20 protein-coding genes and 1 pseudogene are annotated in these 22,722 nt (G+C 48.3%); 2 read left to right on the top strand and 19 right to left on the bottom strand.

What is annotated here, in order from left to right; genetic code table 11:
* Positions 1–191 precede the first annotated feature (191 nt).
* From DQW12_RS13580 to DQW12_RS11475, 6 genes are all read right to left on the bottom strand, one after another.
* Positions 192–1,004, bottom strand: coding sequence for an HNH endonuclease (locus DQW12_RS13580; protein WP_198683955.1), 813 nt, complete (start codon positions 1,002–1,004; stop codon positions 192–194).
* 176 nt (positions 1,005–1,180) lie between these two features.
* The gene (locus DQW12_RS11490; protein WP_113908009.1) at positions 1,181–4,279 is read right to left on the bottom strand and encodes an HsdR family type I site-specific deoxyribonuclease; all 3,099 of its coding nucleotides are present in this window, start codon (positions 4,277–4,279) and stop codon (positions 1,181–1,183) included.
* Positions 4,276–5,307 (bottom strand): virulence RhuM family protein, encoded by a 1,032-nt coding sequence (locus DQW12_RS11485; RefSeq protein ID WP_113908008.1) that lies wholly within the window; start codon positions 5,305–5,307, stop codon positions 4,276–4,278. The genes DQW12_RS11490 and DQW12_RS11485 overlap by 4 nt, the downstream gene beginning before the upstream one ends.
* A complete protein-coding gene (locus DQW12_RS13490; protein ID WP_157957917.1) occupies positions 5,300–5,461 on the bottom strand; it encodes a hypothetical protein in 162 nt (53 codons plus the stop codon). The genes DQW12_RS11485 and DQW12_RS13490 overlap by 8 nt, the downstream gene beginning before the upstream one ends.
* Before the next feature lie 222 nt (positions 5,462–5,683).
* Positions 5,684–6,886, bottom strand: coding sequence for a restriction endonuclease subunit S (locus DQW12_RS11480; RefSeq protein WP_113908007.1), 1,203 nt, complete (start codon positions 6,884–6,886; stop codon positions 5,684–5,686).
* A gap of 87 nt (positions 6,887–6,973) precedes the next feature.
* Entirely contained in the window at positions 6,974–8,557 is a 1,584-nt protein-coding gene (locus tag DQW12_RS11475; RefSeq protein ID WP_113908006.1) for a type I restriction-modification system subunit M, read from the bottom strand.
* A gap of 293 nt (positions 8,558–8,850) precedes the next feature.
* On the opposite strand from DQW12_RS11475, the pseudogene DQW12_RS11470 reads away from it, so the two are divergent.
* A pseudogene (locus DQW12_RS11470) lies at positions 8,851–8,961 on the top strand (IS110 family transposase); the annotation flags it as partial.
* A gap of 472 nt (positions 8,962–9,433) precedes the next feature.
* Here DQW12_RS11470 and DQW12_RS11465 read toward each other — a convergent pair.
* From DQW12_RS11465 to gcvT, 13 genes are all read right to left on the bottom strand, one after another.
* The gene (locus DQW12_RS11465) at positions 9,434–10,186 is read right to left on the bottom strand and encodes an endonuclease/exonuclease/phosphatase family protein (protein WP_113908005.1); all 753 of its coding nucleotides are present in this window, start codon (positions 10,184–10,186) and stop codon (positions 9,434–9,436) included.
* A gap of 773 nt (positions 10,187–10,959) precedes the next feature.
* Positions 10,960–12,321 (bottom strand): amidohydrolase family protein, encoded by a 1,362-nt coding sequence (locus DQW12_RS11460; protein ID WP_113908004.1) that lies wholly within the window; start codon positions 12,319–12,321, stop codon positions 10,960–10,962.
* 15 nt (positions 12,322–12,336) lie between these two features.
* Positions 12,337–13,059: a LytR/AlgR family response regulator transcription factor gene (locus DQW12_RS11455; protein ID WP_113908003.1), complete on the bottom strand. Its 723-nt coding sequence runs from the start codon at positions 13,057–13,059 to the stop codon at positions 12,337–12,339.
* Entirely contained in the window at positions 13,035–14,078 is a 1,044-nt protein-coding gene (locus DQW12_RS11450; RefSeq protein WP_113908002.1) for a sensor histidine kinase, read from the bottom strand. Before DQW12_RS11450 ends, DQW12_RS11455 begins: the two co-directional genes overlap by 25 nt.
* A gap of 220 nt (positions 14,079–14,298) precedes the next feature.
* Positions 14,299–14,448, bottom strand: a complete 150-nt coding sequence (locus tag DQW12_RS11445; RefSeq protein WP_269800933.1) for a DUF2442 domain-containing protein — start codon at positions 14,446–14,448, stop codon at positions 14,299–14,301.
* Complete coding sequence (locus DQW12_RS13645) at positions 14,445–14,510, bottom strand: hypothetical protein (RefSeq protein ID WP_232819965.1); 66 nt, start codon at positions 14,508–14,510, stop codon at positions 14,445–14,447. The genes DQW12_RS11445 and DQW12_RS13645 overlap by 4 nt, the downstream gene beginning before the upstream one ends.
* A 97-nt stretch (positions 14,511–14,607) precedes the next feature.
* Positions 14,608–14,922, bottom strand: coding sequence for a HigA family addiction module antitoxin (locus DQW12_RS11435; RefSeq protein ID WP_113908019.1), 315 nt, complete (start codon positions 14,920–14,922; stop codon positions 14,608–14,610).
* A 14-nt stretch (positions 14,923–14,936) separates the two neighbouring features.
* A complete protein-coding gene (locus DQW12_RS13785; protein WP_113908000.1) occupies positions 14,937–15,218 on the bottom strand; it encodes a type II toxin-antitoxin system RelE/ParE family toxin in 282 nt (93 codons plus the stop codon).
* A gap of 120 nt (positions 15,219–15,338) precedes the next feature.
* Positions 15,339–16,187 (bottom strand): SEC-C metal-binding domain-containing protein, encoded by an 849-nt coding sequence (locus DQW12_RS11425; protein WP_113907999.1) that lies wholly within the window; start codon positions 16,185–16,187, stop codon positions 15,339–15,341.
* Position 16,188: 1 nt separating this feature from the next.
* Positions 16,189–16,674, bottom strand: a complete 486-nt coding sequence (locus tag DQW12_RS11420; RefSeq protein ID WP_113907998.1) for a hypothetical protein — start codon at positions 16,672–16,674, stop codon at positions 16,189–16,191.
* 477 nt (positions 16,675–17,151) lie between these two features.
* Positions 17,152–20,034: an aminomethyl-transferring glycine dehydrogenase gene (gcvP, locus tag DQW12_RS11415; protein ID WP_113907997.1), complete on the bottom strand. Its 2,883-nt coding sequence runs from the start codon at positions 20,032–20,034 to the stop codon at positions 17,152–17,154.
* A gap of 94 nt (positions 20,035–20,128) precedes the next feature.
* Positions 20,129–20,518: a glycine cleavage system protein GcvH gene (gene gcvH / locus DQW12_RS11410; RefSeq protein ID WP_113907996.1), complete on the bottom strand. Its 390-nt coding sequence runs from the start codon at positions 20,516–20,518 to the stop codon at positions 20,129–20,131.
* A 47-nt stretch (positions 20,519–20,565) separates the two neighbouring features.
* Positions 20,566–21,651, bottom strand: coding sequence for a glycine cleavage system aminomethyltransferase GcvT (gcvT, locus tag DQW12_RS11405; protein WP_113907995.1), 1,086 nt, complete (start codon positions 21,649–21,651; stop codon positions 20,566–20,568).
* 211 nt (positions 21,652–21,862) lie between these two features.
* Between gcvT and DQW12_RS11400 the strand changes: the two genes are divergently transcribed.
* Entirely contained in the window at positions 21,863–22,720 is an 858-nt protein-coding gene (locus DQW12_RS11400) for a LysR family transcriptional regulator (RefSeq protein ID WP_113907994.1), read from the top strand.
* Positions 22,721–22,722: the final 2 nt, after the last annotated feature.

Genomic DNA, 22,722 nt, shown 5'->3' with positions numbered 1-22,722 from the left:
CAAAAGAAGACGGCTTCATTTTGGTTGTAGCTGTACTCGGTCAATCACAACTACCTGAAAATCATTTGTAATTTAATATATCACCCGAGATCTAGAGTTAGAGTAATGAGCTTTATTGGTAAGCTAACGCTGTGCTCTGGGGCAAACCGAAGCGCAGCGTAGGTTTGTCCCTAGCAGCACCTTGTTATGATTTACTCGCAGATTAATCTCTCTATATTTGAATACAGCTTTTCTATCAATGCCTGCTGGCCAGCTCCATAGTGAAGCTCCCGATGACAATTTGGACAAACCGCGATCGTGTTTTGAATCGTATCGCTCCCTCCATCCGCTAGGTGTTTTACGTGATGGACTTCTAAAAATGGCTCTTCATTTTTTTTGAGGAATGGGGCGCCTTCATTGCAACACTCGCACACACCACCTGCTTTATTTAATACATAGGCTACAACTGCTGCATCTCGTAAAAATACTTCTTGGCTAGCAGATGATTTTTTTGGAGTAACTTGCCCCATGGGAATTTTATCTCCAATAGAGTTTATTATCTGCTGTGCCTGCTCCGCCAGCTCTGCATCACTACCACATAAAATCGGATCTAATATTGAGCTCTCAAGTTCACTATATTTACTGTCTGAATTATCTAAAGACTTTGCGAGAACAGCATCATCAATTCTTTCAACGTCAGCCAAGTTAACTTTCACCCAGCCTTTTGTTGGCCCCAGGAGCGGTGAATTTTTTTGCCTACCGTGACGCCACTTAGCTTTGTATTGTCGCTCTTCTTTCTTCCCACCATTAACAGTGAAAACTTTACTTTCGTTCGATAAAAATGAATTTTGAATATCACAAAGAGCCTCAAGGTACTTAGACTCAGAAATCTCCGCCTTATAGCCATGAAGATAGGCTTCATTTAGCCCATTAATTGGTAAAAACGCTCTTGCTGGGTATTTGTCGGTTTCTGCTGCAACAGGAATCCATACATGCAGATCACCATTTTTATATACTTCTACCAATTTATACTCCTTGGTAATCATAACATTGTATTACTAAGCACGCCTCGTATCCCCGATACACCGTGCGTGCGCGATAACAAACAAAGCGTACTTGCGCGGTTGCTGGGGCTCTCTGTGCTGCGGTGCAGCACTTACGAGCTGTGTGCAGCGCCAAGCGGAAGATATGAAAAACTAACTCACAACTGCCCCCCAACCCCTTTAAACTTCTCTACGAAGGCTGAGATCTTTTGGAATACGGACTGCTTTTTGGTTCTGTATTCTGGATTAAGGGGGCTGAGTTTGGGTAGTGTGGCATTGAGTTCGGTGCCGTTTTCACTGGCGTATTCGCGGCGCAGTGAAGCTGCAATGTAGCGCTTGGCTTCGTTTTCGTTGAGGTTCTCTGTGCGAATTAATTCTGCCGCTTCGCGATTCCGTTCTGCCTGCGCAAATTTGTAGAAGTCATCGATAATGTCCGATTTGTCAGGAATGGCATCTAAGTTGGCTTGGTTAATGAACTTCACCACTAAGCTTTCTTTGGCACGATTACCGAGGCTGGCACGGAGCAAACGGCGCACTTCGTCGATTAAATCGCTCTTATTTTTATTGTTCTTGTTCTGTTCGAAGATCAACTCAAGAATGTAATCGAGGTTAATCTCTTGCGATTTCAACAGGTCAACCTCGAACTCAATATCGTCCCAGTCAATGGTTGACTGGGCCTGATTCTCGGCCGCCTTTTCTCTGCATATCCAATCGCGAATATCGTTATAAGTTGAGCGATAGTCCTGTACCTTGCGCTCAGGTGGTATGCGAATGGTTTGTAACGTCGCAATATCATCGTCGCTTAAATGGTGTTCAATCTTGAACGCTTCAACAGCTTCTGCATCGCTCGTATCAATGGTCTGCAACGCCTTTAAGCTGGCAAATTCATCGTAGTTTTGCAGAATGTTTTCAACCCGTAAGTACTCGCCGAATAACTTGGCGAAGTCTTTCTTGTCTTTCTCGAGTTCAATTTCATCAGGGTTTGGGAAGCGCTGTTCTAATTCCGACACCACTTCCATATAGCCGCGCCGCGCTTGCCCGGTGACTAAATCAGTAAAACCTTCCATGTATTCTTTGTAGCTCTTCTCGAGCACCACGTTCTTGGTGTTCTTATCACCAAACAACGTGATGGCATCAACCGTCGCTTTCTCTAAATCGCGGAAGGTCACAATATTGCCGAAGGTTTTGGTGGCATCATAAATACGGTTGGTGCGTGAGTAAGCTTGAATCAGGCCGTGGTAACGTAGGTTCTTATCCACAAACAGCGTGTTCAATGTTGGCGCGTCAAATCCAGTAAGGAACATGCCAACCACGATCAACAGGTCTATATCTTGATTTCGAACCCGCTGCGCTAAATCGCGATAGTAGTTTTGAAAGCCGTTACTATCAACGCCATGGTTGGATTTGAACATAGCGTTGTAATCAGCAATTGCAGCATTTAGGAACTCTTTAGCGCTGCTGTTCATGGCCGACACTTCAAAGCTCTCATCAGGGATTTCGCCAATGGCGTCCTGCTCTTCGTTCGCCGCAAAAGAAAAAATAGTCGCAACACGAAGCGGCCGATCGCTGCCTTGCTGAAGCTCTTTAAAGGCTTGGTAATACGCCTTCGCGGCATCTACACTGCTCACGGCAAACATGGCATTGAAACCCTGCCCGCCTGCTTGCATACGATGAGTCTTCTGACGATAGTGCTTCAAAATATACTGGGTAATTTCCCGAATACGCTCGGGGTGAAGCAAGGCTTGTTTGTTTTCAGCGGCGCTTAGCTTCTTCTCGTCCTGCTCGGTTTCAATTTCGCGAAACTGCGGGCGGACATCGTTATAGTCCACTTTGAACTTGAGTACTTTTTCATCACGAATCGCATCGGTGATTACATACGAATGCAGCTCACGGCCAAACACGCTGGCGGTGGTTTCTGCGCCGAGCGCGTTCTGCGGAAATATGGGCGTACCGGTAAAGCCAAACTGGTAGTAGCGCTTAAACTTCTTCTGCAAGTTTTTCTGCGCTTCACCAAATTGGCTGCGGTGACACTCGTCAAAAATAAACACCACATGCTGGCGATAAATCGGCAAGTCGCGTTCGGTTTTCATCAGGTTGTTCAACTTCTGAATGGTAGTGACAATAATCTTGTTGTCGTCCGTCGACAGGTTTCGCTTCAGGCCCGCGGTGCTGTCTGAGCCATTTACACTGTCTGGCGAGAAGCGCTGATATTCTTTCATGGTTTGGTAATCGAGATCTTTACGGTCTACCACGAAGAACACTTTATCGATGAACTCAAGCTCGGTGGCGAGTCGTGCGGCTTTAAAGCTGGTTAATGTTTTCCCCGAGCCCGTGGTATGCCAAATATACCCACCGGCGTCGCTAGAGCTCCATGTCTTCGCCTGAAATGAGCTTTTGATTTTCCACAAAATACGCTCTGTCGCGGCAATTTGGTAAGGGCGCATAACAAGCAGTGTATCGCTGGTATCAAACACCGAAAATTGCAAAATCACTTTCAGCAAGGTGTCTTTTTGAAAGAAGGTGGCGGTGAAGTCTTTTAAGTCTAGTATGCGGCTGTTATCAGAGCGCGCCCAGTTCATGGTGAAATCGAAGCTGTTTTTGTCTCGCTTAACGGTGTTGGCAAAGTAGCGGGTATCGCTGCCATTGCTAATCACAAACAACTGTAAATATTTGAACAGCGAGCCCTCGGCGTTGAAGCTTTCTTTGCTGTATCTGTGAACCTGATTAAAGGCTTCACGAATGGCTACACCGCGTTTTTTTAGCTCAATTTGCACCAGCGGTAGGCCATTGACCAAAATGGTCACGTCATAACGGTTGGCATGGGAGCCAGTTTGCTCAAACTGTTTAATCACCTGCACTTTGTTGCGTGCAATGTTCTTTTTATCCACCAAATAAATGTTTTGAATACGGCCGTCGTCGAAAACGAAATCAAAAATATAATCGTCGTGAATTTTGCGTGTCTTGTCAGTAATGTTGTCGCTTGGCTTATCGAGGTAGGTTTCAACAAAACGTAACCATTCGCCTTCGTTAAAAGTCACCTTATTGAGCGTTTGCAGCTGCTCACGAACATTCGCCAACATGGCCACCGGATTATTCAAGCCATGCACAAACTCATAGCCCTGATTCACCAAATCTTGAATCAGCTCGCGCTCTAAATCACTCTCGCTTTGGTAGCTTTCAGCAACTTCATATTGCTTGGTGTACTTATCTAATACGATAAAGTGTTTTGACTCGGCTATGGGTTTATACGTCGTCATTCCTTTGTATCCTTTTTCTGCAGCAGCTTTTTCACTTCGCGGTCGAAATCTGACTCAATTTTCTGCCACTTATTAAACTGTTCGTATTCTTGGTAGGCCTTCTGCTTAGCAATTGCTCGCGACACGCTGCCATAACCTTCCAGTATCTGATATTCGTTAAAGGCCAAGAACTTATCCACACTGGCGGCAAAGGCTTCCATGGTAAAGGTATTGCGCCGTTCAATAATGCCCTCAATGTAATCAAAAAACGACGATACCGTGCGTTCTAGCTGTTTAATTTCCGTTTCTGATAAGTAGTTCTTAGCGATAACCGTATCCGATTTCAGCACGCGACCTTTGGGGGCATTCTTATAAGTTGTCATTCCCATAAGCGGCTTACTTGCATCCGCTTTCAGGCTAATAATTTCAGCAGAGGTATGTCCTGTAATAGCGTAATGGAATTTATCCTGCACATGGGCGTAGAACTGGCGTGTGGTTTCTGATTTTGGGTCGTAGTCGATACTGCACTCAGCAAAAATGTCGGTTATTTGCTGATAAATGCGTCGTTCACTGGCGCGAATGGAACGAACGCGTTCGAGGAGTTCTTTGAAGTAATCTTTACCAAAATACTGACCATTTTTCAGGCGCTCATCATCCATGGCAAAGCCCTTGATGATGTATTCTTTGATCAGTTGAGTGGCCCAAATACGAAACTGCGTGGCTTGTGTTGAGTTAACGCGGTAACCGACGGATATCACGGCGTCGAGGTTGTAGTATTCAAGCTTGCGCTTAACCTCTCGACTTCCCTCTTGTTGAACTGTTTCCAAAATGGAAATAGTTGCCTCACGCTGCAGCTCACCTGATTCATAAATGTTTTCAAGGTGCTTCGATATTGCAGGAACCCCGACACCAAACAACTCAGCCATGCGCTTCTGCGTGAGCCAAATGGTTTCATCGCTCAGCAGCACCTCTACTTTAACGTCACCATTGGGTGCTGTGTACAGTAGAAATTCAGAGGTTTGGTCTTTGACGCTTAGCTTATTAGTCATGGGTTACCTCCGGCAGACACAGAGCAATATGCATCTTTTGCATATTGGTTGCATTCGTAATACGAGACTCGCCAGTGTGTGCGAATTTTGCACATACTGAATATCGCCCTAACTTACCGTCTGTAAATTGGTAAATCTCACTATTGTTGGTCATCGGAAATTCCTTTTCCTTTTTTGGTTAAACTTTGAACTACCTAGGAATCCTCGGTAGTTGTCTGAGATACTTCGCTGAATATGAATCAATCGATTAACGATTTGAGCTCCTAAGAAATTCTTATAAGTTGTGGTTGGCAACTGGATTTCTTTGAGCCGAGGTGTCTCAGTCGCTCGGTAAACAACGTGTAATCGGGTTACTTTACGTTGCGACATACACATATCAAGCCACCTGCTCGTCTGGCTTTGGAAAGCTTAGCAGCAAATCACGGTAATACTCGTACTGCTTTTGTCGTAACTCAATTTCGCGCGGGAGGCCCTCGGTGATGGAGTTGGTTAGGGCATCGAATTTATCGAGTATTGCTACTATCTTCTCTTTTTCTCTTAGAGATGGGCTTGGAACGGGAATAGCTTCCAAGTTTTTTTTGTTCAGCTTCGGCTGAGCCGCACCGGAAATAAATGGAGTCAGATCGATGCTGTTTAAGTAATACTCAACGTATCTGCGCTCTGCATAAGTTTCAAACTTAAGTACATGAGCATGATTATTTACCCACGTTTTACCGCTAATGCTGAAAGCAATAGGAGTGTTGCGGGCTAATAAGTTTGCTCCGTCCTCCGAAATTAACAATAAGTCTTCGTCAAAAATATAGTCCTGAACATAGTCGACAATACCCGAGGCACCATAATACGGAATATCACCAGCAACTCGCAGCCCGCTCGTGATTGGTTTTCTTTTTGAGTTAAGGTTTTCAGCTAATTTCCCCAAAGGCTTCCACTCCACCTCGCCGTCTTCAAAGCTGAGCAATTTATCGCGGTAGTAGTTGTATTGTTTTTTGCGTGCGTTAAGCTCGGCGGTAAGCTCGGCGGTAAGGGAGGTAAATGCGTCCAAAATTCGGACGATTTCCGCTTGGATTTGTAGCGACTTTTCTGGGTTTTCAGGGCATGGGATTGGGACCGCGATTTTTGCCAAATCGCTACTTGATACTCGACGCACTTTTGCGCCACTAATGTACTTTCGCTTCTCGTTCTGGAACATAGCCGTCTGAATGAAGTACGCTAGATATTTTACATTTTGCTCGTGCCTGAACAGCATCATATCTCCAGAAATGGCCACGTTGCCACCAAGCCAAGCCAGCGGCTTAACAACATCTTCATCATTTTCTGATGTGGTCGCCAATAACAAGTCATTCTGTCTGGCTTTTCGTAACTTAGTCGCTAACTCTTCCGAGACAAAAGTGAACGTCTTTTCTGCGAACAATCCATACTTTGTGTATATTTGGCCGTAATGCACGGCTGGAAACCCATTCTCGATGAAATCCTTTTTCTGTAGACCGTTACCACGAATAAATTCACCGATATCTCCAAATGGCTTCCACTCCACCCCAACCCCATCCAACAACCGTTCCATAAAGCTAAAGTCACTCATCCCTGACTCCCACACATTTAATCCCGTCGAATTCGACGGTTTTGATTTTTGCGTCCGTGTTGAGTGCGGCAATATCTTTGCTTTTACTCATCTAAGTTCGCCTCCTGCGGTGCTTATGTTGGTTGAATCCGTTCCCTCAATCTCCGCCACAATCGCATCAATATCCGCGCGCAGCTGGTCAATCTTGGCAACGGTGGTTTTCAGCTCGGTGTTGAGTTCGGTAATGTCGATTATTTCGCGGGTGTCTTTGGCTTCGACATAGCTGCTGACGGATAGGTTATAGTCGTTCTCTGCCACCTGCTCGAAGGACACTGATTTCGCGAAGTGCTCAGCATCCTCTTTGCTTTCAAACACTTTCATGATCTGTTCAATGTGTTCATCGGTCAGTATGTTGTTATTGGTTTCTTTCTTGAACAAATTACTCGCGTCAATAAACTGCGTGGTGGTGTCTTGCTTATGCTTGGAAAGCACCAAAATATTCACGGCAATCGTGGTACCAAAGAACAAGTTTGGCGCTAATGAAATCACGGTATCGACGTAGTTGTTATCCACGAGATACTTACGGATTTTCTGCTCGGCACCGCCGCGATAGAAAATACCGGGGAAACAAACAATGGCTGCACGGCCTTTGCTTGAAAGGTAACTGAGTGCGTGCAACACAAAGGCGAAATCCGCCTTCGATTTTGGCGCCAGCACGCCCGCAGGTGCGAAACGTTCATCGTTGATTAAGGTGGGATCGTCACTGCCAATCCATCTCACCGAATAAGGCGGGTTGGACACAATGGCATCAAAAGGTTTTTCGTCTTTAAAATGCGGCTCGGTTAGCGTATTGCCCAGTTGAATATTGAACTTGTCGTAGTTAATGTTGTGCAGAAACATGTTCATACGCGCAAGGTTGTAGGTGGTGTGGTTAATCTCCTGCCCGAAGTAACCGTCCTCGATGCGATGCACGTCGATGTGCTTTCTCGCTTGCATGAGCAAAGAGCCCGAACCCGCTGCCGGGTCATAAATTTTATTAATGCTCTCTTGCCCGTGAATGGCAAGCAATGCAATGAGCTTCGACACATGCTGCGGCGTAAAGAACTCGCCACCCGACTTACCCGCATTGGCAGCGTAATTTGAAATCAAAAACTCGTATGCGTCGCCAAATAAGTCGATTTGGTTGTCTTCGAAGTTTCCAAAATCTAAACCTGCTACCCCTTTTAATACCGCGGCTAAGCGTTGGTTTTTATCTTTTACGGTGTTGCCCAAGCGGTTGCTGGTAGTATCGAAATCAGCGAATAGGCCTTTGATGTCCTGCTCGGAGGCGTAACCATTGGCCGAGTTTTCAATTTCACCAAAAATGCGCGCGAGGTCAGTGTTCAGGCTCTCGTTGCTGTTCGCCGTTTTAGCGACATTCGCAAATAGCTGGCTGGGGTAAATGAAGTAGCCTTTGGTTTTGATCGCGTCGTCTTTAATTTCAGCGGTGATCACCGAGTCATCGAGCGACGCATAATTAATGCTCTCATCACCCGCTTCAATGTAGCTCGCAAAATTCTCGCTGATAAACCGATAGAACAAGGTACCAAGTACGTACTGCTTAAAATCCCAGCCGTCCACTGAGCCACGAACGTCGTTGGCAATCTGCCAAATTTGGCGCTGAAGCGCCGCCCGCTGTTGAGTACTTGTCATTTTTATATCCCTGCTTGAGTCCGTTTTGAGCACTTTTTAGGTTTGTAATTCACTCGCTAAAAGATACCACAAAGTTCCGAAGTTTTAGGTGTTGATGTTCGTTAAAGTCGGGCTTTGTAAGTTTGGTTTAGTTTAGCGCAGGGTGGTGACGGGGTTTGTCGTTAGCGAAGAATTCGTTTACTTCAAAAGTTCATCGATTAGCGAACAACTATTTACAGAGTTGACATAGGGAGTCACGCCCTCATTTGCTGCTAGTTTGGCGCGCAGCGGAAATCTTGTTCGGCAGCAGCGCTTTGAGCAAAGCCAAGGCCTTGTCGGCTTTAGCTCACAAGCTAGGCCGTGCCGTCTATTTCATGTTAAAAAACATGAAAATATTCGATGAAAAACGCTTCTTAACGAGTTAGTCACGCAGCAGGATGATGACCAACGTCTAACTGGATCATAACGGAGTGTACTGAAAACCGGTGTCTGCTGACTGGGTATGCAACCCTTAAACCGAATTTCTACACCCACTACGAAGCCCGTCGCTTTGATTATCCATCCTGCTGGCGTGCACAAAAACCCTGAGCGAGTGTGCTTACATCGGCGCTGAGCCTGAAACTAACTGGGACCGAAAAGTAACCCGCTTTTTGAATAGGACAGATGCTGGTTAACCGATGAATGTCTAGTGCCCCAAGCCAACCTGCAAGGAGCAATCCGGCTTGGCCGTGGTAAACCACCACATTAAGTGAGCCTCAATAGGTGTTTGCTGTAAGCCACCAACAGCCAACGATGACAGACGAAGCAGGCTCACTGGCTCAGAGATTTGGTATTGGCCGCTCACACGGCGGCCAATAAAAAACTAATGCCTATTGACAGGACGAAGGCTCATAGGTGTTAACTGTTGATGCTCAACGTCAGCGGTACGTGGTCACTTATTGAAATCCACTCGTCGTGCTGACCGACCTGCAAATTACATTCTTCGGCAACGTCTGACGAGGTGAAAACGTAGTCAATGTGATAGGCCTTCTCGCGGTTCCGCTGCAAGAAGAATGTCGGGCTGGTCTCATTGCCCTGTTCTTCCTCGAAGACTCGATGATACTGGCTCTTGAACCCCATCTCACTAAGCTCGGCAATTACGTCCGAGTGATTCCACCAGCGGTCCGGCTTATCCCAGCGCACATTGCTATTAAAATCTCCGAGAATGACTGTCTTTGGCCCGCTAAGATCGTCACGGTGAATCTGAAGGTACTTCCAGAATTGCCCAATGTAGCCAAATGCTTCTTCATTGCTCCCCTTCGTCCAGACGGCCAGCACGATGAAATCTCTATTGATAGTGAAAGGGAGAAAAAGCCTGAGATCTTCCGTGCTCCAGTTCAGTGTTTCACTTTTGCTGAAAAGCCCAGGGACGGAAAAGCTGCCACTCCAATTTAACTTTTCGACTCGATGACCGTTTCTCGGAAAAATGCCGATGCCGCGACTTTTTGACTCGCCCACCCACAGGTAAGAACCGGCCCACTCTCTATATTCGGGGGTCGACAGCGCAGGATCTTCACATTCCTGAACCACCAAGACATCAGCTCGCAAGCTATCTGCTTCTGCAAGCTTTCGTCTGAGTGCCCCATTACAGTTCCAAGTTACGACTTTCATAGATAGAGACAGTTAACGCCGTGTTAAGGGGCCGAAGCAGCGCAGCTGCGAAGGTCCCAGTGAGCAAAGCGAACGAACTTGAACACCTTGTTATGGAAATTCAATTCCACACAAGGCCCTATAAATAGAGGAAAAGAACGGAAAAACAAACCACCGGCACTTTCCCTGTTTCAAGCTGCCCCACGCCAACCATTTCGTAATTCTCCAAACCTGATGTGCCAACCGACAGCACCAAGAACAATGTGACCAAACAAACTCAACCGCTGGACCAGAACCGAAGCCCTCAACGCCAAAACCTCCCAAAGCCTTCGATTACTTCACAAGCCGTAGACTGCACCGGGAACACTGGCAGGCTTTACCAGCTGCCACTTGGCTCAGCTATAGCAACCATAAAACCACAAACCCGACGATTTACATAACATTTGAATACTAAGCATGCCTCATATCTCTGATACATCGGCATGCACGCTTTGCTTTTGTTTAACTTGCTTGTTATCCCGCCGAAATACCGCCAACCCCCTTTAAAATTGATTATAGCGAGACGAAGAATAAGCGGTGCCGCCCAGCTGCGCGCGATCAAAACAGGCAATCAATCTAACGAAAAAAACAATGAGGTGGGCTCTTCCTTGAGGAAACTAGCTGAGCGGGCTCAAATCATTCGAATTGCCATACATCCATTGGCGTTCGTTTTTTAACTAATTTTGAGATTACTTGATTGGGAGGAAACGAGCAAGTTTTGACCTGCTCGTTTCGTTTTAGTAGAATTCGTTGGCTTATACTTCGAAGCCGAAGAAGAGCTTCATGTACTGGAACCAGCCGGGTTTGGCGAAGTCTAGCAGGGGCTCGCGCTCTACTTCGCGGCCGTGCAGGTAGACAGTACTGACGTCGGTGGTGTGGCTGACATCTTCAAATATGGCTGGGTTATGCAGGGTGAAGTGAGCGGGTTGTCCGACACTGATGCCCCACTCTAACTCGAGAAATTCATAAGCGCCGTGGGTGCCTGCGTGGAGAATATCCCAGGGTGTCATGCCCTGCGCTTGCAGAAAGTACATTTCGCGGTGAAAGCCAATGCCTTGGTACACGGCGAGGTTGCCAGCGTCTGAACCCACTAAGATAGTAACGCCCGCGGCATTTAGCTTGGTGATGGCCTCGCGGCGATTATCCAAAACCTTGTCGTCTTTTAACCCAGCCAACCACTCGTACATACGCGGGTGCTCGGCTGTTACCGGGTAATCCTCTAACAGCTTTTGTTTCACCAACGCGTCGGCCATTGGAATCGCCAGCACGGACTCTGCTAATGCTTCCGGTGTGGGCTCATGCAGCAGTAGCGCTTCATTTATGACCGACACCGTGGGAATGAACGCTGTTTGCTGCGCTTGCATGAGTGCCGGAAGATCTTCAGGCATTGGTGTCCAAGGCAGATGCGTTACGGCATTAGCGCCCAGCTCCGTTGCTGTGCGCAGATTGTCCCAAGAACCAACATGTACCACGGATTTAATACCCAAACGCTGCGCCTCGTTTAAAAAGGCTGTAAGCGTTGCAATATCAACGGTAGGTGCTCGGCCTGCGGTGTCATAAACAATCTTTGCGACGTCCGGCTCATACTGACTTAAATCACGCAGTTCAGCTACCGCTTCGTCGGGTGTGCTAATGAGGCGGGTATCACCAAAATCACAATGACCCGTTGGCACGGTAAAGCATGGACCGGCGGCAAACACCTGGGCTTCGTCTCTCGCCTCATGGTGCTTGGCATTGCGGTAACCTAGTATGTCCTCTTCCACGCTGTATAAATCAAGCCAACCGTGCACGCCCGCATATAACATGGCATTGGCGGTACCACGGATGCCAATGTACTGATAATCGCTGCGATCCAGTGAAGAATTGCCCATGCTATGCGAGTGCATGTCGATGAAGGCCGGCATAATGACTTGCCCTTGCCCATCACGAACATCGTCATGGGTTAATTCCTGACTAGCCGCTACCACCTGCTTGATCAGACCGTTTTCAACTTCAACGCTTACCGGTAATAACTGACGCTGTTCGAAGTCGGGTAGTAAGACGTTCTCTAGCACAAAGCTTTCGGCAACCGCCGGTTTGGCTAATAAAAATGCGAGCAGTAACCATAACTTGTTCATTGGCTTTCCTTTGATCTAAAGGTTCAGGTAGTTTTTAAGTGCGAGTGCACCGCGGCGACTGGTGGTAACACTGTCGGGGATGTCGTCGAATCGCAGCAACATGGCACCGCTTTGCCATTTCTCCAATTGGCTAACATGATCGGTATTGACGATGCAGTTTCTATGCACTCGTAAAAACGAACGGGGTAAGTCACTGACTATCGACTCTAGGTTTGCGTTCAGGTGGTAGCTACGATCAGCGCACCTAGCCATCACCATGCCCTGCTGCGTGCTGATAAAGTGAATCGCACTGGTTTGCAGCACGTGCACCTTGTCACCGACCTTTGCCATCAGTGGCTTGCTGGGTTCGGCGGAGATTGCCGTGTTATTGATAACGGCGCGATCAAGCGCCTGGCGCAAACGGTTGAGATCAAAGGGCTTGAGTAAATAATCCAGCGCCTGCTTCTCAAAAGCTTTGACCGCGTATTGATTGTACGCCGTGGTAAAGATGACATGACACGGCTGTTCGATTGCGGCCAGAACATCAAAACCAGACAACTCACCAAGTTCAATATCAAGCAACACCACATCGGGTTTTAGGGCGTTTATTTGCTCAATGGCATAAGTTGCAGTGGAGCACTCAGTGATCACTTGTACCTCATGCAACTTCGCTAACTGACTGGTTAGCTTGGCTCGAGCGGGCGCCTCGTCCTCGACAATAATGACGCGCAGTCTTAGATTGGTAGCGTTATTGTGCACACCGCACCTCCCGGTTCCGGTGCCTGGTTACTTGGACTTCGACTTGGCGTGCTATTCGTCAGTAAAAGCGCACCGCCAACAAGCCCGACGCGCTGATTAACGAGGTTTAACCCCTGACCTTGGCTGCTTTTGCCTTCAAGTACCGAGGTCTTGAAGCCTTGCCCGTTATCCTCTACCGTAAACACAAGCTGCTCTTGTGCTTGGCTCTGCTCTTTCGTAATGCCAATACGAAGCAGGATAGGCCGACGTTTGACGTGTTTCATCACGTTTTCAATGAGCGGTTGCAATAATAAGGGCGGCACTTGGTAGTTCTCAGTGGCTAGACCTTCCTCAAGCTGCCAATCAACCTGCAAGTTGTCGCCAAATCGCGCCTGTTCAATGCTTAAGTAGGTCTGACAAACCGCTAGTTCTTGCTCAAGTGACACCGAACGAGATTGCTGATCAACGGAATAGCGAAGAATGTCGGCCAGCTTATGCAGCACATCGTCTGCTTGGTCGGGCGATTGGTGTATCAAGGCTGAAATGGTATTGAGAGAATTGAATAGAAAGTGGGGATTCAGCCGACTCGTCAAGTCAGCCCATTGCGCTTCTTTGCGCAGGCGCTTTTCGTTGACGTAGCGGCCATAGAGCAAGTAAAGATGCGTCATGGCAAAGATAAACACGCCCCACAAAAATGCCGACAACAGCCGTTCGGGCCAGGCAAACTGATAATCAGGAAAAAACAGCTGGTGTAGGTGATAGACCAAGGTTGCACCTGCAAACATCAGTGCCACGAAGGCAACGCCTTGCGGTACCACTGACAAACGAGCAACTAATCCTATCTTCTGTAGTGCGTAAAATAACCAAAACGGGCCAACGTAGAAGCACACTAACCAAATCGGCAAGCTCCGCGCCACGATCCCAAGGTCGAATTGCTCATACTGCGCCCATTCGATACTGGCGGGAATCAAGTACAACACCGTCAGGATCGCGGAGATGGCCAGCTTTTCTTTTATGTTGAATTGGAAGGTTATCGGCATACCGCACTGCTTTCACTTGGACAAATCAATTGCCAGCTAAGTTAGCGCAGCCCCTACCCAGATACAATCAAGGAATGTGTGAACGGTCGGAATTTGAGTGTGAGTGGTATTTTTTATGTGATAGTAGGTTTTTACGCGTTTAAAGGCTTGCGGTGACCAAACAATCTTCATCGCGTAGGTTTACTAAGAAGCTATCGCAGGGGCGCAGCTTATCGACTTATTATCTTCTTCCATGGTTACCTAGGAGAATACCGTTCACACTCAGGTCTTCATCCAACTGGGGCCAATGAATTCCCTCTCCATCACCAAGTATTTCCCAGTCCTTTAGCTGAGATTCTGTCGCCTGGGACAATGACGGGAACCACGTCAGTGGAACTGAAATAGGGCTACTGGTTTTAACCAGCACTTAGCAAGCATCCTCTCGCGTTGAATATGTATGTGGGCCGGCTCCGCATTCTCATTACTGTAAAAAAGAAACGATAACGCCCGCCGTCATGCCACAAGGGTTGGCATCCAGTACATGGCATGGTTATGCAGCGTGTAACGGCTTGATTCGATCCACTTCATCCTTGACCGACTGAGCGGCCGTCCAAAGATCAACAGATCGTTGCGCATTCAGCCAGAATTCTGGTGAATTACCAAACAAACGGGCAAGCCTGAGTGCCATTTCAGGACTGACAGCACGACGTTCGCGCAGTAATTCATTAACTGACTGGCGAGAAACCCCCAGAGATTCAGCCAACCCGGAAACGGACAGGCCATAGTCCGGAAGGAAATCCTCCCTCAGCATCTCGCCAGGATGAGTCGGCTTGCGCTGCATGCCGGCAGTATTAGGAATAGCCATAGTCATCACCTCACTCAGTGGTAGTCACACACTTCGACTTCATACGCGTCGCCAGCTTCAAAACGAAAACAGATACGCCACTGATCATTTATTGAAATTGCGTGCTGCCCTTGCCTATTTCCCGCCAGAGGGTGAAGGCGATTGCCAGGCGGCACTTTCAAATCCTCCAGCTGCACCGCCAGATCCACGTATTCGAGTTTTCTAGCGGCTCTCGGAGCAACATCCGCAGGAAATTTCTTTGATTTGCCCTTGGAGTAAAGTTCTTGAGTTCGTTTGTCAGCGAAGGATTTGATCATGAAACAAAGTGTATTGCGTCACGTGACACTTGTCAACAAGGCGTGAGACTGACTGCATAACGCCCGCAGCACGGGCAAAATTGGAGCGAAGCGGAAATTTTGTCCCTGTGTCTGCGATTGTTAGGAAATTGCAAACGTCGGATCAAATGGCTTCGGAACAATTTCAACATGATCACCTTCGATGTATTCTTTGTCGATGCAACATTTTTTGAATTTTTTCCCGCTCCCACATGCACACACTTCATTTCGGCCTTGCTTTTGGAAATCCGGATTCTTGTTCCATACCTTCGAAAACTCAAGCTCCTTAAAGTGAGAAATAGGAAACGCATCATCATTAAGCAAGCGAGAGAGGTAGCGAACAACATGGAAATGCTCACCATCGTTCTCATATTGCACCGTACATCGCTTATCTTCTGGTCGTGACACAATTGCAACGTGGTCAAGCTGACTTATATTCTTAGCCACTCCAACAGCCATCAGGCCGGAATAGAGCTCACCTTTAACATGAGGACAACTAAGAGAGTCGATATCCTTCCCGCAGATACTGCACTCAAAATATTCAACTGTTGCGCCAATGCTGAAAAATACACCATATGGGTAAAGCCGCTCTAATGCGAGCAATTGACTCTCGAAGTGTTCGACTGATACGTCTGAGAATTTTTTAATTACCCTCAATAGGTCAAGGCAATCCTGCAGGTTAGACCATGACTCCGAGAAACGCTCGCCTAAAATATTTTTCCACAGACGCACATATGATTTTATAAAATCAAAAAGCGCATTTATGACATATAGATCATTGAGATATAGATCATCACCACAAACAGATTGGCTTGCGGCCAAAATAGCGCCTGCTTCTGACAAACCTTGGTCTATCTCATGAAATTGTTTTTTGTCGATTTCTTGAAGTGCCTTAACAATAAGAGGTCGCACATTATGATAGACAGATTCTGCTTCCGATGTATTAAACACATCACTCGCCCATGAATTTATTCAAGTCAAACTTTTTGATCGCCGACTTTAGTGACTCTACATCTCCCTCAAAATCAAACCTCTTAATCTTTCCTTCTTTTCTGTCCTCATATACTGCGCTTAAGTGAACCCGCGCTTGATCACCCCTCAAAGCCCCTCGCATTTTCTCATACAAATAATTTGAAACAATATTAAGGTATAAGGGTAGTGACACATCGCTAGCCAAGAATACTAGTGGAAGCCAATAGTCTCCAGAGCGCAACGCCAGCTTACTATGTCCCTCATTAGCGGTTATCTCAATTTCTGGAGCATTGAGCTTTACCCACTTAGTAAAATCCCCTGCATCTGCTTTAACTATCAATCCATCAACGTCGCGATACGGCTCGGGCAGTACCGTAATGCCCTTAGAGGCGCTCGGGATCTCACTCAGAATTTCTGAATCTTCTAGTTCTGATAAGGAGTGTTTGTTTTCTGGCTCGATATTCAATCTATTTCTCCATTTCCTAACATTGTATTACTAAGCATGCCTCATATCTCCGATACACCGTGCGTGCTTGATAACAAACAAAGTGTGCATGCGCGTTAACGTTCTCGAAGTTCATGTTCAGCCTCATTCTGCCGTTCTCTTTGGTTTGTTAACGCGCACAAAAACACGGTGCGGCAAAGTTAAAATCGAGCATGAATTTGGTATGGATTGGCGAAAATGAGAAAGGCTCTTCCCTGAGGATACTGTCTGAGCGGGCTCATTGCGGTTGCTGGGCAACTGCTTCGCTTGCCATTACTCCTTCAGCGCGCGTTTTTGTTCTTTTGGTAAATTACCCTAGTGTTTTTATTTTGGCAAGGGCTGGGGTTCTATGTGCTGCGGTGCAGCACTTACGGGGTGTTTGCAGCGCCAAGCGGCATATATCGATGTAAGTACCGCAGTGCGGTACCTACAGATATGGTTGGCGCTGCAATGCAGCGCTTATTTATAAGCGCTCAACGGAGGGCAGCTACACACCAAGTTGCGGTCGCCGTATACGTCGTCGATACGGTTAACACTTGGCCAGAACTTGTGGCCGCGCAGCCAGCTGGCGGGGTACGCTGCTTCTTCGCGGGTGTAGGCTCTGTCCCAGTTGGCATCAACGATATCGTCTAGCGTATGCGGTGCGTTCACCAATGGGTTGTTGTCTGCACTCCACTCGCCGTCTGCCACTTTCTGAATTTCTTGGCGAATGCTAATCATGGCGTCGATAAAGCGGTCTAACTCGCCTTTGGCTTCCGATTCGGTTGGCTCAACCATTAGGGTTCCGGCTACTGGGAAGCTCATGGTTGGGCTGTGGAAACCGTAGTCTTGTAGGCGCTTGGCGATGTCGATTTCAGCAATGCCAGTTTCATCCTTGAGCGGACGCAAATCGATAATACATTCGTGAGCAACACGGTCGTTGCGGCCACGGTACAAAATCGGGTAATGCGGCTCGAGGCGCTTGGCAATGTAGTTGGCGCTCAAAATCGCCACTTCAGTGGCTTCACGCAAACCACGGCTACCCATCATGGCAATGTACATCCATGAAATGGGCAAAATGCTGGCACTACCGTAAGGCGCTGCTGAAACCGCTGAGTTACCTTTCACTAAACCTTTGCCGTCAATCGCTACATGCCCCGGTAAGAAGGGTGCTAAGTGGCTTTTCACGCCAATCGGTCCCATGCCTGGGCCGCCGCCACCGTGCGGAATACAGAAAGTTTTGTGCAAGTTCAGGTGCGACACGTCTGAGCCAATGTAGCCCGGTGAGGTCACGCCCACTTGCGCGTTCATGTTGGCACCGTCCATGTACACCTGACCGCCGTGCTCATGCACGATGTCACATACTTGACGAATGTTCTCTTCATACACGCCGTGAGTTGAAGGGTAAGTAACCATGGCGCACGAAAGCTGATCAGACACGCTCGCCGCTTTTTCACGCAAGTCGTTCAGATCGATATTGCCTTTGGCGTCACAAGCAACCACCACCACTTTCATACCGGCCATTTGCGCTGAAGCTGGGTTGGTACCGTGCGCCGACTCTGGAATCAAACAGATGTTGCGATGCCCTTCGCCACGGCTCTCGTGGTAATAGTGAATCGCCAACAAGCCGGCGTATTCTCCCTGTGCACCTGAGTTTGGCTGCATAGACATGGCGTCGTAACCCGTAATATCAATCAACCAGGTGCTCAGGCTTTCTAGCATTTCTGCATAGCCTTGGGCCTGCTCGATCGGGCAGAACGGGTGGAGCTGACCAAACTCAGGCCAGGTTACCGGAATCATTTCTGCAGTGGCGTTTAGCTTCATGGTGCATGAGCCGAGGGAGATCATGCTGTGGTTCAATGCCAAATCACGACCTTCGAGCTGGCGAATGTAGCGCAGCATTTCAGTTTCTGAGTGATATTGGTTGAACACTTCATGGGTTAAGAAGGCGCTGGTACGCTCAAGAGCAGCAGGAATACCCGCTCCTTTTTGCGCGCTTTCATCAAGTGCGTCGATGGCAAAACCGTGGTTGTCGCCAAACAAAACCGTTAGCAAGGTGGCTAAATCGTTGCGTGTTTTGGCTTCGTCGAAGCTAATGGCTAAATGACCTTCAATGTCGGTACGCAAGTTCAGTTCTGCTTGCTCAGCGCGGGCTAAAATCGCCGCACGAGTTTCGCCTTCCGCTGGGAAGGTAATGGTGTCGAACCAGCTGCCGTTCACCGGCTTCATGCCTTTTTCAGTCAACGCCGAAGCGACCATTGAGGTCATACGGTGAATGCGTGAAGCAATGGTTTTTAAGCCTTGCGGGCCATGGTACACGGCGTAAAAAGACGCCATGTTGGCCAGTAGTACCTGCGCGGTACAAATGTTCGAGGTCGCTTTTTCACGACGAATATGTTGTTCACGGGTTTGCATGGCCATACGTAATGCAGTTTCACCACGGCTGTCGCGAGAAACGCCAATAATACGACCCGGTAGCGCACGCTTGAATTTCTCACGAGTTGCAAAAAACGCCGCGTGTGGTCCGCCGTAACCCATAGGTACACCGAAACGCTGGGCGGAGCCGAAGCACATGTCGGCACCCATTTCGCCCGGTGACTTACATAGCACTAAACTCATCAGGTCAGAGCCGACTGCAACCACACCTTTGTTGGCTTGTACGGCAGCAATCACGTCGGTTAAGTCTAATACTTCACCGTTATTCGCTGGGCTTTGGAACAATGCACCAAACACATCGTGGTTTGGCGCGTCTTGCCACGGGCCGACAATCACTTCAAAACCAAACATTTCAGCGCGGGCTTTCACCACGTCCAACGTTTGTGGGAATACATGATCGGCCACGAAGAACGCGTTTGATTTTGATTTGCTCACGCGCTGCGCCATGGCCATGGCTTCTGCAGCGGCGGTGGCTTCGTCTAACAAAGAGGCGCTGGCCATTTCCAAACCAGTCAGGTCGATGGTGAGCTGTTGGAAGTTCAAAATTGCTTGTAAACGCCCTTGCGCGATCTCTGGCTGATAAGGCGTGTACGCCGTGTACCAACCTGGATTTTCCAACACGTTACGCAGAATTACGTTCGGGGTAACGGTGTCGTAGTAACCCGCGCCAATATAGCTGGTATAAATTTTGTTCTTTTGCGCGATTTTCTTTAATTTAGCTAACGCTTCGCGCTCAGACATCGGTTCACCGACACTCAAGAATGGCTCGCGTAAAATAGAGCCAGGAACCGTTTGCGCGGTCATTTCTTCCAGCGTGTTCGCACCCACAACATCTAGCATTTCCTTCTGCTCGGCGGCGTCTGGGCCAATGTGGCGATAAATGAAGTCGTCGTGTTGCTCAAGTTGGTGAAGCGATTTACTGCTCATGCAAAATACCTGCTATAGCTAATTCAATGAAAATGAATAGAAATGAATAACAAAGCCCCGGCGACACCGGGGCTTTGCATAATCTCGCTCTAACTTATTCGTCAGCAATAGACTCACTGTAGCCGTCGGCGTCGAGTAAGTTTGCCAAGTCGCTGTCGTCGTCAATTTTAATTTTGAACAACCAGCCGTCGCCGTATGGGTCGCTGTTCACCAGCTCCGGCGAGTCTTCGAGGTCTTCGTTAATGGCTACCACTTCGCCGCCTACCGGTGCGTAGATGTCTGAAGCAGCTTTTACAGACTCTGCTACCGCACAGTCGTCGCCAGCGGCTACGTTGTCGCCCACTTCGGGTAACTCAACGAATACCATATCGCCAAGAAGCTCTTGGGCGTGCTCGGTAATACCTACGGTGTAGGTGCCGTCACCTTCGTCGCGAAGCCATTCGTGACTGGGCGCGTATTTTAACTCTTTAGGTACCTGACTCATGTTCTAGTTCCTTGTTGAAACCCGCCTGGCGGGACAATTAGTTTGAATTAGAATTCAACAACGGCCTTGCCATTGCGAACGAAACTTGGCTTCGTTACTTTTACTGTAACCATTTTTTTGCGCATTTCCACTTGTGCGGTTTCACCCACGGGTTGAGGTACCCGCGCAAGCGCAACACTCACGCCTAGAGTAGGCGAGAATGTACCCGATGTAATCACGCCTTCGCCGCCCTCTACAATAACTTTCAAGCCTGCACGCAGCACGCCTTTTTCGGTCATTACCAAGCCAATTAGTTTTTCCGTGCCGGCTGCTTTTTGTGCTTCGAGCACTTCGCGGCCCACAAAGTTACGCTCGGCGGGTTCAAAAGCCACACTCCATGCCATGTTTGCCGCTAAAGGCGACACACTTTCGTCCATGTCTTGGCCATATAAGTTCATTCCTGCTTCGAGGCGCAAGGTGTCGCGTGCACCCAAACCACAAGGCTGCACGCCAGCACCCACTAACGTATTCCAAGTGGCTTCTACTTCGCTCACTGGCACAATAATTTCGTAGCCCGCTTCGCCGGTGTAGCCGGTGGTGGCAACAAATACGTCACCCAATTGCTCGCCGTAAAAAGGCTTCATGCCCTGAACCTTAGCGTGCTGTTCGTCGCTCAGTAATACTTTAATCGTGTCTTGTGCTTGCGGGCCTTGCAGCGCGATCATGCCGAACTCAGTACGCTCGGTAACCTGCACGTCGAATTCTGCGGTTTGCTGGTTCAACCACGCCCAGTCGCGGTCGCGAGTAGCGGAGTTCACCACTAAACGGTACGACTCTTCGTTAAAGAAATACACAATCAGGTCGTCGATAACACCGCCCTGCTCATTTAACATTGCACTGTAAAGTGCTTTGCCCGGCTCTTTGAGTTTGGCCACGTCGTTGGCTAATAAATGGCGCAAGTAGGCTTTTGCTTCTGGCCCGGTTACGTCCACTATAGTCATGTGCGACACGTCGAACATGCCTACCTTTTGGCGCACCGCATGGTGTTCTTCAATTTGTGAGCCGTAATGAAGCGGCATGTCCCACCCATGAAAGTCGACCATTTTCGCGCCAGCTTCAACATGTGCGTTATAAAGTGCAGTACGCTGTGCCATAAACATTACCCTTTTCGCCAATTAAGTGAGCAAACGAGCCATTCCATTCGCATGCATAAAGATTGCGCACATTATAGGAGCCTGCGACCAGTTCAACAAATTAAAAAGACAAATTGAGCTATAAGTTTATGTTATATTGCTTTTCTTGATATTGATTTTTTTTATAGCGTTGGCCGCTTCGCTTTTGGCCGTCCAACGCCGGAGCGTATCAATGAAACATCTTTCACTCGACGCTTTGCGCGCCTTTATTACCGTGTACGACGAGCAAAGCTTTACCCAAGCGGCCGACCGTTTAAGCCGCTCTCAACCGGCGATAAGCCTGCAAATTAAACGCCTTGAAGAGCAGCTTGGCAGCGCCTTGCTCTTGCGCCAAGGCAGCCAGTTAAAGCTGACCGGCGCAGGGCTAGATTTATACCAAGGTGGGCAGTTGTTATTGCAGCAACACGACCAGCTGATCGCCAAATTTGAACGCCAGCCGCTTGCTGGCCAAGTGCGTTTGGGTATTCCCAGTGAGTTCGCTACTGCGTTATTACCGCGCATTCTAGGCCAGTTTTCCACCAGTTATCCGCAAATTACCTTGGAGGTTACCTCGGCGTTAAGTCGCGATTTACGTTTAGGCGCCAGCAGAGGCAGCTTCGACGTTATTTTAACGGTTGCCGAGCAAGCGCCTGAACATGCCGTGTTGGTCAAAGAAGACGCGTTAGTGTGGGTTGCCGGCCGCCCCGACAATGCGGTATCGGAGCCATTGCCCTTGGTGTTGGCCTCCGAAGGCTGTGTTTATCGGCGCCGCACCTTGGCCGCGCTGAAAGCTGCGCATCACCCCTACCGCATTACCTATACCAACAACGATCTCACTGGCATTCGCAGTGCCCTGCACAGTGGCCTTGGCGTTACTGTGTTAGCGCGTAGCTCAGTGCCAAATGATCTATACGAATTGAAAAATAGCGATCTTGAACTGCCGGCGCTCGGTAATATTAATATATTTTTAGAGCGCCATGGCCACAGCCAAAATACCGCCGCAGACCACCTGCAGGATTACTTGCGCGACTACTTTTACCGCAGCACCTAATT

It is taken from the genome of Aliidiomarina celeris, from assembly GCF_003316875.1.
GTDB lineage: Bacteria > Pseudomonadota > Gammaproteobacteria > Enterobacterales > Alteromonadaceae > Aliidiomarina > Aliidiomarina celeris.
This window is presented reverse-complemented; position numbering and strand designations above follow the sequence as displayed.